The sequence below is a fragment of the Microbispora sp. H10670 genome (genome assembly GCF_014161385.1).
Taxonomy (GTDB): Bacteria; Actinomycetota; Actinomycetes; order Streptosporangiales; family Streptosporangiaceae; genus Microbispora; species Microbispora triticiradicis.
This window is the reverse complement of record NZ_JABBWW010000010.1, coordinates 71,166-84,215: the sequence shown is the minus strand read 5'-3', so window position 1 is coordinate 84,215 and position 13,050 is coordinate 71,166. Positions and strand designations below refer to the sequence as shown.

General features: G+C 71.4%; 7 protein-coding genes and 1 pseudogene. 1 reads left to right on the top strand and 7 read right to left on the bottom strand.

What is annotated here, in order from left to right:
* Positions 1-56: 56 nt before the first annotated feature.
* The 3 genes from HHX33_RS16390 to HHX33_RS16380 all read right to left on the bottom strand — a co-directional run bounded on the left by HHX33_RS16390 (position 57) and on the right by HHX33_RS16380 (position 6,061).
* Positions 57-2,000, bottom strand: coding sequence for an acetolactate synthase large subunit (locus HHX33_RS16390; protein ID WP_262367340.1), 1,944 nt, complete (start codon positions 1,998-2,000; stop codon positions 57-59).
* 178 nt (positions 2,001-2,178) lie between these two features.
* Complete coding sequence (locus HHX33_RS16385; protein WP_310741406.1) at positions 2,179-4,839, bottom strand: bifunctional diguanylate cyclase/phosphodiesterase; 2,661 nt, start codon at positions 4,837-4,839, stop codon at positions 2,179-2,181.
* Between the two features lie 301 nt (positions 4,840-5,140).
* Complete coding sequence (locus HHX33_RS16380) at positions 5,141-6,061, bottom strand: 2-hydroxyacid dehydrogenase (RefSeq protein WP_111698796.1); 921 nt, start codon at positions 6,059-6,061, stop codon at positions 5,141-5,143.
* Between the two features lie 63 nt (positions 6,062-6,124).
* On the opposite strand from HHX33_RS16380, the gene HHX33_RS36105 reads away from it, so the two are divergent.
* The gene (locus tag HHX33_RS36105; RefSeq protein WP_259402542.1) at positions 6,125-7,327 is read left to right on the top strand and encodes a PQQ-dependent sugar dehydrogenase; all 1,203 of its coding nucleotides are present in this window, start codon (positions 6,125-6,127) and stop codon (positions 7,325-7,327) included.
* A gap of 324 nt (positions 7,328-7,651) precedes the next feature.
* Here HHX33_RS36105 and HHX33_RS36100 read toward each other — a convergent pair.
* The 4 genes and pseudogenes from HHX33_RS36100 to HHX33_RS16360 all read right to left on the bottom strand — a co-directional run.
* Positions 7,652-8,992: pseudogene (locus HHX33_RS36100) on the bottom strand (VanW family protein); the annotation flags it as partial.
* Positions 8,993-9,659: 667 nt separating this feature from the next.
* Positions 9,660-11,168, bottom strand: a complete 1,509-nt coding sequence (gene gatB, locus HHX33_RS16370) for an Asp-tRNA(Asn)/Glu-tRNA(Gln) amidotransferase subunit GatB (RefSeq protein WP_182875362.1) — start codon at positions 11,166-11,168, stop codon at positions 9,660-9,662.
* Complete coding sequence (locus tag HHX33_RS16365; protein ID WP_182875361.1) at positions 11,161-11,796, bottom strand: DUF4276 family protein; 636 nt, start codon at positions 11,794-11,796, stop codon at positions 11,161-11,163. Before HHX33_RS16365 ends, gatB begins: the two co-directional genes overlap by 8 nt.
* Positions 11,796-13,040, bottom strand: coding sequence for an AAA family ATPase (locus HHX33_RS16360; protein WP_182875360.1), 1,245 nt, complete (start codon positions 13,038-13,040; stop codon positions 11,796-11,798). Before HHX33_RS16360 ends, HHX33_RS16365 begins: the two co-directional genes overlap by 1 nt.
* Between the last annotated feature and the right edge of the window lie 10 nt (positions 13,041-13,050).

The following is a 13,050-nucleotide window of genomic DNA, read 5'->3' as shown; positions in this document are numbered from 1 at the left end:
GCGCTCGCTCATGCCAACTCCTCGTGCTGCGGGCCGGACTCGGGACGGGATCGCGCTCATTCTCCGCCCTCCCAGTTCGGCGCCATGTCGCGGGCGTACTTGATGTCGTCGTTGCTGGTGCCGGCCGCGACCATCGGCCAGACCATGGCGTCCTTGTGGACGACGAAGTCGATCACGACCGGCACGTCGTTGATCTCCATCGCCTTCGCGATCGTCGCGTCCACGTCCTCGGGACGCTCGCACCGCAGGCCGACACAACCGTACGCCTCGGCGAGCTTCACGAAGTCCGGAATCCGCTTGACCTGCTGCAGGTCGGTGTTGGAGTACCGCTCGTCGTAGAACAGCGTCTGCCACTGGCGGACCATGCCGAGGTTGCCGTTGTTGATCACGGCGACCTTGATCGGCACACCTTCGATGGCGCAGGTCGCCAGCTCCTGGTTGGTCATCTGGAAACAACCGTCGCCGTCGATCGCCCACACGACCTTGTCCGGGCAGCCCATCTTCGCGCCCATCGCGGCCGGGACCGAGAAGCCCATCGTGCCGGCGCCGCCGGAGTTGATGAACGTCCCCGGGTGCTCGTACTTGATGAACTGCGCGGTCCACATCTGGTGCTGGCCCACGCCCGCCGTGTAGATCGCCTCCGGGCCCACCAGCGCGCTTAGCCGCTCGATCACGTACTGCGGAGCCAGCGACCCGTCGGCGAACTCCTCGTACCCCAGCGGGTAGGTCTCCTTGTAGCCGTTGAGGACCCGCCACCAGTCGGTGTAGTCGCCCTTGCGCCCGTCGGCCTGCTCGGCCCGGACCGCGGTGATCAGGTCGCCGATCACCTCACGGCAGTCGCCCACGATCGGCACGTCGGCGTGGCGGTTCTTGGAGATCTCCGCCGGGTCGATGTCGGCGTGGATGACCTTGGCGTGCGGGGCGAAGCTGGCCAGCTGGCCGGTCACGCGGTCGTCGAACCGCGTGCCGAGCGCGATCAGCAGATCCGAGCGCTGGAGGGCGCCGACCGCCGAGACGCTGCCGTGCATGCCGGGCATGCCCATGTGCTGGGGGTGGCTGTCGGGGAAGGTGCCGCGCGCCATGAGGGTGGTGACCACCGGGATGCCGGTCAGCTCGGCCAGCTCCAGCAGTTCGGCCGAGGCCCGCGCCTTGTGCACGCCGCCGCCGACGTAGAGCACCGGCCGCTGCGCCTCGGTCATCAGCCGGGCGGCCTCGCGGATCTGCTTGGAGTGGGGCCGCGTCACCGGGCGGTAGCCGGGCAGCTGCATGACCGGGGGCCAGGAGAACGTGGTCGTCGCCGTCAGGGCGTCCTTGGCGATGTCCACCAGGACCGGCCCGGGGCGGCCGGTCGCGGCGATGTGGAACGCCTCGGCGATCGTCCGCGGGATGTCGTCGGCGTCGGTCACCAGGAAGTTGTGCTTGGTGATCGGCATGGTGATGCCGGAGATGTCCGCCTCCTGGAAGGCGTCGGTCCCGATGAGCGGGGTCGCGACCTGCCCCGTGATCGCCACGATCGGCACCGAGTCCATGTAGGCGTCCGCGATGGCGGTGACGAGGTTGGTCGCCCCCGGCCCGCTGGTGGCCATGCACACCCCGACCCTGCCGGTAGCCTGCGCGTAGCCCTCGGCCGCGTGGCCGGCGCCCTGCTCGTGCCGTACGAGCACGTGCCTGACCTTGGTCGAGTCATAGAGGGGATCGTAGGCGGGGAGGATGGCGCCGCCCGGGATCCCGAACACCGTCTCGACCCCGACGTGCTCCAGCGCCCGCACCAGGGCCTGTGCACCTGTCATCTTTTCGGTCATCGGCTCGTTCCTTGTGGCTGAGCTTGTGGTGGCTGTGCTGGTGGCTGGTCTTGTACCGGCATAAAAAATGCCCCGTTCCGCTGAGCGGAGCTGGGGCGCGCGCAGGACTGAGGGCTTCGTCAGGCTGCGCGCCTGCGAAGTACTACGAGGATCCCACCGCGATGCATGGCTACACGATGTCCGATGGACCGCCCTCACGTCAAATCATCTGGGACGCCCATCTCACCATCCAAGACTGTGTTTCCCGCTTCACCCTCGGGGCGCTCACACCCGATGTCTTCCCTCGTCGCGCTCTGGTCGCTTCGCTCCCGCGCGCTCCTCAGTCCAGACACCGGCGCGCCCCTCCGGCTCGCTCGGATCGCACGCTTCGCGTGCGTCAGGCGGTGTTCTGGAGGGGGGTGCCCGGCATGAGGTCGTCGACTCCGCGGGCGGCCATCGGGCGAGCGACCAGGTAGCCCTGCCCACGCGTGCAGCCCATCTTACGGAGCAGGTCGAGCTGCTCGGGACGTTCGATGCCCTCGGCGACGACGATCAGGCCGAGGTCGTTGCCAAGCTGCACGATCGTCCTCGTCAGCAGGGTCAGCGTGTCGTCGCGCCCCAGCCCGGAGACGAACGAGGGGTCTATCTTGATCATGTCGACCGGAAGCTGGCGCAGGAACGCGAGCGACGCGTAGCCGGTGCCGAAGTCGTCGATGGCCAGCCGTACGCCGAGAGCTCTCAGCTCCGACAGCCTGCCGATCATCTCGCCGGCGTCCTCGACCAGCATCTCCTCGATGACTTCGAGGGTGAGCGCGCTGGCCGGCAGCCCGCTGTCGCTCAGGGCCTCCGACACGGTCTCCACGAAACGCGGGGCCATGATCTGCCGTGCGGACAGGTTCAGCGCGAGCCCGATGTCCCAGGAGGACGCGCGCCAGGCCGCCACCTCCTGGCACGCCTCGCGCAGGATCCACTCGCTCAGCGGCACGATGATCCCGGTGTCCTCGGCCGGCCCGAGGAACTGCTCCGGCGGCACGAACGTGCCTCCCCGCCACCAGCGGATCAGCGCCTCCACGGCGGTCACCCGCGATGTGGCGAGGTCGACGACCGGCTGGTACTCGATCGCGAACTGGTTCTCCAGCAGCGCCCGCTGCAGGTCCGAGGCGATCTCCAGGCGGCGTACGACGTCGGCGTGCATGTGGGTGGCGAAGACCTCTACCCGGCGCCCGCCGAGCTCCTTGGCCCGCGACATCGCCACGTCCGCGTTGCGCAGCAGGTCCCCGGAGGACAGGTCCTCCTCGGCGAAGGCGACGCCGACGCTGGCCGTCAGCGCGATGTCCCGGTCGGCCACCCGGAAGGGCTCGTTGGAGACCGCGCGGACGAGCCGCTCGGCCAGGTCGATGGCGGTCTGCGCGTCGCCGCCGCCGGAAGCGCCCCCGGACATGCCGCCTGACGCGCCGCCCTCCAGGAGCACCGCGAACTCGTCCCCGCCCCACCGGGCCAGCGTGTCGTCGGCCCGTACGGCCGACCGCAGGCGGCGGGCGGCCTGGCCGAGCAGGTGGTCGCCGCTGGCATGCCCGACGGAGTCGTTGACGGCGGTGAAGCCGTCGAGGTCGAGGAAGATCACCGCGGTGCCGACCGCGCCGCGGCGCGTGAGCACGTCGCGGGCCCGCTCCTCGAAGTAGGCCCGGTTGGGCAGTCCGGTGACCCCGTCGTGGAAGGTCAGATGGGTGACCTGGTTACGCAGGGCGACCTGGTCGCTGAGGTCTCGGATCGTGACCAGGACGAGGTCGTCGTCGCGCACGTGGCGGGCGGCGACCGTCTCGGTCGGCCGCCAGGTGCCGTCGGAGGCCCGGAAGCGGCAGGAGACGCGGGTGCCGCCCTCCTGCTCCGGCCCGTCGTCCTCGTCCGTCATGCGGCTGAGCAGCGCCTGCACGGCCGGGAGGTCCTCGGGATGGACGTAGTCGAAGATCGGCCGGCAGGCGAGGTCCTCCGGGCGGTAGCCGTACGTCGCCTCCAGGCCGGGACCGGCCTCCTGGACGACCCCCTCGGGGTCGCAGACGAGCACCACGTCGCCGGTGTTCTCGGCGAGCCGCCGCAGTTGCTGCTCCCCCACGTCGACGAGCCGGCGCATGCCCGCGGTCTCGACCAGCAGCACGAACAGGCGGCCGAGCAGGACGAGCACGACCGAGGCGGCGACGACCGCCAGGGCGGCGTCGCGGCTGCCCCCGATCGCGTGCAGGGTGGCGACCAGCGTCGCGACGGCGACCAGCACCAGCGGGGTGGCGGCGGTCAGCGCCGCCGTCAGCGGCCTCGCCGGCCGGTCCTGCTCCACCCACGGCGTGACGGCGAGGACGAGCAGCAGGGCGGGCACGAGGAGTCCGGCGACGAGGGGCGGATGGTCGCCGCCGAGCCGGGCGAGCGCGGTCGCGAGTTCCGCGACGGTTATCGCGGCGAGCACTCCGACGCCGGTGAGCCCGACCACCCGGTTGCCCGACCGGGACGCGGCCACCGCGGGCGTCACCGCGCAGGTCGCGAGCAGGCAGATCACGGGGAGCGCGAGCGCGACGAAGAAGGCGCCGGTGTCCTCGGCCCGGCGGAACGCCGGGCCGAGGACGGCGACCCAGGCCACGGCGAACACCGACGCCGCGCCGAGATAGGCGTCGGCGGCCTGGCGGATCACCCCCCGCGTGTACGCCGGGGGTTTCACCGAGAGGCCGCAGCCGATCGCGAGCAGCACGGATCCGGCGAGTATGAGCAGGTCGGCGAAGGTGAGCACGAAGGGCGTGCCGTCGGCCACCGGGCGGACGCCCACGCCGAGGAGCCAGGTGAGCGATCCGGCGGTCATCCACCGCCAGGCGGCGGGCTGGCGCCGGTGACCGGGAGTCACACGGGAGGCGGCCATGATCAGTGACACCGCCGCGAGAAGACCGGTGACGACTCCCGCGACCGCGGTCACCACCGGGGCGGAGCCCCCGGTGACCAGGGCCACGACGATCGCCACCGCGCCGAGCCCGGCGGCGGTGGTGAGGGGGACCCTGGGGTCTCTCCTGACGTTCACGTGCGTCGCCTCTGCACCTGTCGCCGCCTCACCCGTGGCGGAGGTGCCTCCCGGGGTTTCGGCGGGGTCCGGAGTCGCCTCAGCGTCGCCGGTTCCGGTGGGGTGTGCCGTCACTGCCCCTCCCGTCCCCGACTCGGCTTTACTCTCCCTGTCACATGGCCAGTGTGCGCACAGCCGCTGATCGAGAGGAGGACAACCGACGAGTCGTCACCGATCTGATAACCAAGCCGTGCACGATGAGCCTCACCCTACGCACCGCAGGTCACGGCGCAGCCACGTTCCGGAATCCTTAACGGAGCGGTCAGTAATGCCCGGTGATCATGTTAGCGAGGGGCCGGCCCGCCAGATGACGGATGATCTGCTCGCGTACCAGTACGCGGATACGCCGGACGGAGGCGGGGGTGCTTCCCGCCACGTGCGGCGTGATGAAGACTCCCGGCGCGGTCCACAGCGGGTGATCGGAGGGCAGCGGCTCGACCGGCGTCACGTCGAGGGCCGCCAGCAACCTGCCCGCCCGCAGTTCCGCCAGCAGCGCGTCGCCGTCCACCACCGATCCGCGCGCCGCGTTCACCAGCAGCGCGCCGTCCTTCATCCGGGCGAGGAACTCCGCGTCCACCAGACCGGACGTGCCCGCGGTGGCGGGCACGAGCAGCACGACCACGTCGGCGTGCGGGAGCAGCGCGGGAAGCTCGTCCTGGCCGTGGACGTTCTCCCGGGCCGTCCGGGCCACCCGGACGATCTCCACCTCGAACCCGGCCAGGCGCCGTTCCAACGCCTCGCCGATCGAGCCGTACCCGACGATCAGCACGGTGGAGTCGGCGAGGACCCCGGTGTGGTGGTAGCTCCACTCCCCACGCGCCTGCGCGGCCACGAAGCCGGGGAAGTCCCGCCGCATCGCGATCATCGCACCCACGGCCCACTCCGCCGTACCCGCGTCGTGGACCCCGCGCGCGTTGCACAGCACCGCCTTCGGCGGGAGGTGCGGCAGGTACGGCTCGACTCCCGCGGTGACGGTCTGCAGCAGGCGGAGGTTGCCCATGCGGTTCAGCAGGCCGGGGATGCCCGGCACCGGGACCAGCGGCGGCACCCAGATCTCCACCTCCTCGGGCGGTCCCGGCAGCGGGCCCGTCCCGTCGTAGACCTTCCGGTCGAGGACGGGCAGCCCGTCCGGCAGGCTGGACAGATCGTCGGCGATGTCCTGTGAGGCGACCCAGATGTTCACACGTAACAACCTAGGGAACCATCGCGACGGCCCGCGAGTAGGGATGGACGAGGAGGTCGCGTGATGACGGACAGGCACGGCGCGGGCACGGCCCTGTCGGCGGCGGCGCTGCTGGCGGTCGCTCTGCCGGTGGTCGCGGGGTGCGGGCAGGCCGGAGAGGCGGGCAGGACTCCCCCGCCGCTACCCGCCGCGAGCGCCACCGGCGGCTCGGGCAGCCCCGGCGGCTCCGGCGGCTCAGGCAGCCCCGGCGCGGACACGGGGACCGGCCCGGACGGCGCCGCGACCGCCGTCGCCCCGGCCAGGCCGCGCACGCTGGTCCGCGGCCTCTCGGTTCCCTGGGCGATCGCGTTCCTGCCCGGCGGCGACGCGCTGGTGACCGAACGCGAGTCGGCGCGGCTCCTGCGGATCACGCCGGAAGGCGGGGTCCGGGAGGCGGGAGTGATCGAGGGGGTGTCCGCGGCCGGCGAGGGCGGCCTGCTGGGTGTGGCCGTGTCGCCCCGCTACGCGAGCGACCACCACGTCTTCGTCTACCTGACCTCCGGCGGCGACAACAGGATCGTCCGCTACCGCTACGACGGACGGCTCTCCGAGCGCCGGGTGATCGTCAGCGGCATCCCGAAGGGGGCCATCCACAACGGGGGCCGCCTCGCCTTCGGGCCCGACGGCTACCTCTACGCCTCGACCGGGGAGACCGGGGAGCGCGGCATGGCCCAGGACCGGAACGCGCTGGGCGGCAAGATCCTGCGCATGACCGCCGACGGCCGGCCCGCCCCGGGCAACCCCTTCGGGACGCTGGTCTGGTCGTACGGCCACCGCAACGTGCAGGGGCTCGCCTGGGACGAACGCGGCCACATGTACGCCACCGAGTTCGGCCAGAACACCTACGACGAGATCAACCTCATCGAGAAGGGCCGGAACTACGGCTGGCCGGAGGTCGAGGGAGTGGGCGGCCGTCCCGGATACGCCGATCCCCTGCTGACCTGGTCGACCGACCAGGCGTCGCCGTCCGGTCTCGCGTACGCGGGGGGCGCGCTGTGGGCCGCCGCCCTGCGCGGCGAGCGACTCTGGCGGGTCCCGGTGGACGGGTCAGGGCGCGCCGGGCGGCCCACCGCGCTATACGAAGGCGAGTACGGCAGGCTGCGCGCGGTGGCCGCCGCGCCCGGCGGCGCCCTGTGGGTGAGCACCAGCAACCGCGACGGACGGGGCTCTCCCAGGGACGGCGACGACCGCATTCTGGTGGTTGCCCCCACCGCTCCCTCGTCCTGATCCGTGGCCCTGCCCCTGGCCTTGGCCTTGTCCCTGACCTTGACCTTGTCCCTGGCCTTGTCCTGATCCGCTGCCGCCGCCGCGTGCCTTGGCAGCACGGCAGACGACCTTGGCCTGGGCCTGGTAGGAGGTCCGGAAGGTCTGCCGGGAGACGACCTCGCCGCCCTGCCTCAGTACACGGGTCACTGTGGCGGTGAACCCGGGCTGCCCCGGCGCCTCGACGCAGCCGGGCCCGTGCCCGGTCATCGTCGGCAGCTTGACCCGGGTGCCGGAGACCGGTCCCTGCAGGTCCACCGCGTACCGGCGGGTGCTCCACAACGCGATGGCCAGCGACGTGCCGGTGGCCGACGCCTGGACGAACACCCCGTACGGCGAGTCGTTCTTCCACCGCAGGTCCGGATCGGGAAAGGACACCGCGGCCTCGGTGCCGACCGGCAGCTGCGGGGCGTGGACCTCGGGCGGAGTGTGCTCGGCGACCTGGAACCCGGCCCGGATCACGGCGTTCATCAGGGTGGTCGCGACCTGGGACATGCCCGGCGCGTCGGTGCCGGCCCGTCCGTCGATCATCGTCGGGACGATGCCGTCGAAACCCGCGTCCACGTCGCGCCGCCCGAGCGCCTCGTTGAAGGAGAAGGTCTCCCCCGGGCGGACCAGGCGGCCGTCCAGGAGCGCGGCCGCGGCCCGGATGTTGCCGGCGCGCTGGGGGCAGCAGGCGTAGGAGGTCGTGAAACGGCCGACCTCCTCCTTGATCCCCATGCGGAGCACGTCGTCGTCGCCGCTCCGAGGCGGCCCGTCCACGACCCGCACGGCCACCGTACGATCGCCGGCGCCGAGGGCGGTCACCACGTCGGCCGCGAGGCGGTCGGTGTCGACCCGTTCCCCCGGCCTCCCGCCGACCAGTGCCGGCCGTCCGCCCCTGATCGTGAAGGAGGCGTCGCGGGACGCCCGCCCGGGATCGAGCAGTCTCGGCGTGACGGGGGCGACCGCCGCGACGGCGTCGAAGCGGGGACGCAGGACCGCGCCGTCCGGCGTGAACCTCAGGTGCCGCGCCAGCACGGCCGGCGGCAGCGAGACGGAGCCGGTCCCGCTGGTCAGCGTGAGCGGCGCGGACACCGCCCGGCCCGCCCAGCGCAGGGCGCGGTGCACCTCGGCGCGGGTGATGTGCGGGAGGTCCCGCAGGGTGGGGGCCACGACGACGATCTCGGGATCGAGGTACCCCTTGACGATCTGCTCGGCCGTGAGCTTCCGGTCGACCAGGCGACCCACCCGGGGATAGACCGGGACCGGGGTGACCCCGTCGAACGAGACGCCGCCCTCCCGCGCCGGGTTCTCCAGCCGCTCGGCGATGTCCGCCACCAGGTCGTCGAGGCGACGCCGGTCGACCGACACCGCGGGCTCCACCTCACGGCTGCCGGTGAGCGCGGCCCACACCGCCCACGGGCTCGGGAAACCGGTCACCGCCCGGCCGATCGTCTCATCGACGTCGAGCGAGAGACCGGCGTCCCGCGGGCTCACCGTCAGTCGCCGCGTCCCCTGCCGTACGATCACGGGTGTCCTGGTCTGGGCGTACAACCGTTCGTTGAGGGTGGCGGCGGCCTCGGCCCGGCTCTGGCCGCCGATGTCCACGCCGAGCACGCTGGTGCCGGGCAGGACCTTCCCGGCCATGGTGAGGGCGGGCACGACATAGAGCACGACGAGCAGCGCCACCAGGCCGATCAGCGTGCGGCGGAGAACGCCGCCCTTCTTCGGCGGGTCGAGCAGGTCGAGGTCCGGTGTCCCGACGACGACCGGTTCCTCCCGGACGGTGCGGTCCGGAACCGGCCACGGCTCGATCGCCGGCGCCGGCGGCGGAGCGGCGCCCGCGCCGGACGGCCGGGACGCGGGCGGCGCGGGGGCGGGCGGTTCGGCGAAGATGTCGGCCGACACCCCCTTGGGCAGCGCCGACACCCCCCGAGGCAGGGACGTGGCCCGGCGCACCGGGTGGACACGCGGCGGGGCGGGCGCGGTCCCGGACGGATCCGGGGGATCCGTTGGCGGGTCGACGGACGCTCCGGCGTTACGCACGCCTCGCTCTCCTCAGGCTCAAGGTCAACTCCGATCAGTTAACCCTAAAACACCCTCCGCTGGATATCTCCGGAAGCAACAGCTCTGCTGCTCTTTCCGTGGAGCGCGCACGCCTTTGCCGCTCGACCGATCACAGCCCCGCGCACGGCGGAGCCGGCCCGGGCGGCGCGCGCATGGGCGAGAACGCCGGGCCGCGACGCGCGCGTCACCCGGACAGCGAACGCCGCGCCGGACGACCGCTTACGCGGCGGGCGGCGCGGGACGCTCACTACCCCTGGACGCCGAGCCGCTCCAGGATCAGCTCACGGGCGCGGCCCGCGTCCGCCTTGCCGCGGCTGGCCTTCATCACTCCGCCGACCAGCGCGCCCACGGCCGCGATCTTCCCGCCGCGCACCTTCTCCGCCGCGTCGGCGTTGTCCGCGAGCACCTGATCGATGATCGACATGAGCTCGCCCTCGTCGCTGACGACCTGGAGCCCGCGCTTGTCCACGACCTCGTCCGGGCCGCCCTCACCGGCCAGCACGCCCTCCAGCACCTGACGGGCCAGCTTGTCGTTGAGCGCGCCGGAGGCGACCAGTTCCGTCACCCGGGCGACCTGCGCCGGGGTGATCGGCAGGTCGGCGAGGGTCGTCGCCGACTCGTTGGCCCGCCGGGCCAGCTCGCCCATCCACCACTTGCGGGCGTCGGCGGCCGGGGCTCCGGCGGCCACGGTCGCCTCGACCAGGTCGATCGCGTCGGCGTTGTGCATGGCGGCCATGTCCAGGTCGGACACGCCCCACTCGTCCTGCAGCCTCCTGCGCCGGGCCGACGGAAGCTCGGGCAGCGCGGCCTTGAGCGACTCGACCCAGGCCGGGTCGGGCGCGATCGGCAGCAGGTCGGGCTCGGGGAAGTAGCGGTAGTCCTGCGCCTCCTCCTTCGACCGCCCGGAGGTCGTCTGCCCGGTGTCCTCGTGGAAGTGGCGGGTCTCCTGCACGATCCGGCCGCCCGCGGCGAGGACGCCCGCCTGGCGCTCGATCTCGCCGCGCACCGCGCGCTCGACGCTGCGCAGCGAGTTGACGTTCTTGGTCTCCGTACGGGTGCCCCACTCGGACGCGCCGCGCGGCATCAGCGAGACGTTCACGTCGCAGCGCAGCGAGCCCTGCTCCATCCGCACGTCCGACACGCCGAGCGAGCGCATCAGCTCGCGCAGCTCGGTCACGTACGCACGGGCGATCTCGGGGGCGAGCCGGTCGGTGCCCGCGATGGGCTTGGTCACGATCTCGACGAGCGGGATGCCCGCGCGGTTGTAGTCGACGATCGAGTAGTCGGCGCCGTGGATGCGCCCGGTCGCACCGCCGACATGGGTGGACTTGCCGGTGTCCTCCTCCAGGTGCACCCGCTCGATCTCCACGCGGACGGTCCGGCCGTCCACCTCCACGTCGAGGTAGCCGTCGACGCACAGCGGCTCGTCGTACTGGCTGATCTGGTAGTTCTTCGGCATGTCCGGATAGAAGTAGTTCTTCCGGGCGAACCTGCACCACGTCGCGATGGTGCAGTTCAGCGCGAGGCCGATCCTGATCGTCGACTCGATCGCCTGCTCGTTGGCCGTCGGCAGCGAGCCGGGCAGCGCCAGGCAGACCGGGCAGACCTGCGTGTTCGGCGGTGCTCCGAAGGCCGTCGGGCAGCCGCAGAACATCTTCGACGCGGTGCCCAGCTCGACGTGCGTCTCCAGCCCCAGCACCGGCTCGAAGCGCTCCAGCGCCTCGTCGTACGGCATGAGCGTCGCGATATCAGCCATGCTGGTAACCCAGTCCTTCCAATGCCTCGATCATGTCATCCCACCATTGCCGGAAGGCGGACACCTTCCGCAGTTCGCCGATGGCGGCGTTCTCCGCCACCGACACATAGAAGTTCTGGAGCACGCCGCTTCCGTTCGGATTGAAACCGGCTTCACCGAGCAGCGTGTCGATGACGGCCTTCGGAGTGCGGCAGGACTCTACTTCCGGCCCGGTCACGACCGTCCGGCCGAGCTTGCGCACGTTGAGCACCCTCACGAGAGCCGCCTCGTCGGCGAGCACCCAGGCCTCCGTCTCCCTCATCGGTACGACAGCCACCAGCGGTTCCTCGAAGTCGCTCGCCTTCCAAGTCTGCCGCATGCGTTCCAGCACAGGGCCCGACTTGGCCGGAGGGGCGCCGTCGTGGTGATACAGAACCACGTCGAACGTTCCCCGTTCCCCCTCCAGGGCCCTGAGCACGGGCTCAGGACTCTGGTTGCCCGCCTTCGGCAGGCTGCGCACCTCCTGCACCTCCCGGCAGGCCGGGAAGCTCTCGATGACGAGTTCCTCCAGGGCCCGGCGCAGCAGGATCGGCAGGAACCAATCGTCCGACGGCCCCTCCCTGATGAGAACGCAGCTCAGGCTCCGCATCAGACCGGCTCCTCCACCCCGGCGCGAAACCTGTCGAGTTCCGAATCCGTGACCCGCGGCCATCGCTCGCCGTCCACACGCACCGAGCCGGCGTCCTCGCGCAGTCGTCGTACACGGCTTACCCGGCTGGCGACACCGCCCTCCAGGACGGTGGTCATATCGAGGAACGCGATGTTCTCGCGGGGCACCGCGTCGAGCACCACCGGAGAGTGACTCGTGAAGATCACCTGGCGGTGAGGGGCCTCTCCCGCACTCGATGCGGCGGCTTCCGTGCCCCCCGTGACGAGCCCGGTCGCCAGACGCAGGAGCTGCCGCAGCCTCTCCGGAAAGACACCGTTCTCCGGCTCCTCGACCGCAACCGTCCCCCGATCGTGCAGAGCGGCCAGAATGGCCAGCATGCGGAGTGTGCCGTCGGAGGCGAACTCCGCGTCCAGCCCCTTCTCGTAAGGAGAGGAGAACTCCAACCGGACATCCCGTCGCCGCTCGTCCTCGACGATCTGAAAGTCGCTGATCTCTCTGACCAGTCCGACCAGATGCATCTTGATCTCGCCGAGGACGCCCAGCGGGAGATTGTCCGAGGCCGTCTCCCGCGCCAGTGAGCGCAGATAATTCGGCAGGTCCCTGCCCGTCGAGTCCAAGTGGGAGGGACCGCCCAATTCGCTCGCCCGGCGCAGGCTTCCCGCCTCTAGATGCAGGAATCGCATCCTCGCGAATTCGTCCCACAGGTGGCGCAGGACGAGGCGGTCGTTCGCCGCCACCGGACCGGCGTTCTTGTGGAACAGCACGAGTTCCAGCAGGCCCGGCTCCCTCTTGGGAAGGCGGGTCTGGAGTTCAGGCGAGATCTCCAGGGCGATCTCGTTCCCGTGCGGCCCCCAGAGTCGCTGCTTGAGGGCGACGATTCCCTCGAGCGCGTCCTCCGGCTCCGCCCAGGAAAGATCCACTTCGTATCGCCAGTGAACCGGCACTCCCTGGGGTAGCTCGGCGAGAAGGAACTCGAGAGCGAAGCTCATCCGGTCTGCGCGCGTGCCGTCTCCGCGCCTGCGAAACAGGCCACGAGGGTCGCCACGTACTTCCGCCACCGCCGCGTCCACACCGCGGGTCACAGCGACCGAGATGAAGTTCAACGCGTCGAGGAGATTCGACTTGCCGCTGGCGTTGGTGCCGATGAGCACGAGGAACGGCGGCAGATCGATGGCGAAGTTCTCGAAGGACTTGAAGCCGTCGATCTCGATGCGGGTGATCATGCCGCCGTTC

Coding starts and splice junctions, on each gene's coding strand:
- HHX33_RS36105 (WP_259402542.1), top strand. CDS start 6,125: ATGACGGACAGGCACGGCGCGGGCACGGCCCTGTCGGCGGCGGCGCTG.
- gatB (WP_182875362.1), bottom strand. CDS start 11,168: ATGGCTGATATCGCGACGCTCATGCCGTACGACGAGGCGCTGGAGCGC.
- HHX33_RS16365 (WP_182875361.1), bottom strand. CDS start 11,796: ATGCGGAGCCTGAGCTGCGTTCTCATCAGGGAGGGGCCGTCGGACGAT.
- HHX33_RS16360 (WP_182875360.1), bottom strand. CDS start 13,040: ATGATCACCCGCATCGAGATCGACGGCTTCAAGTCCTTCGAGAACTTC.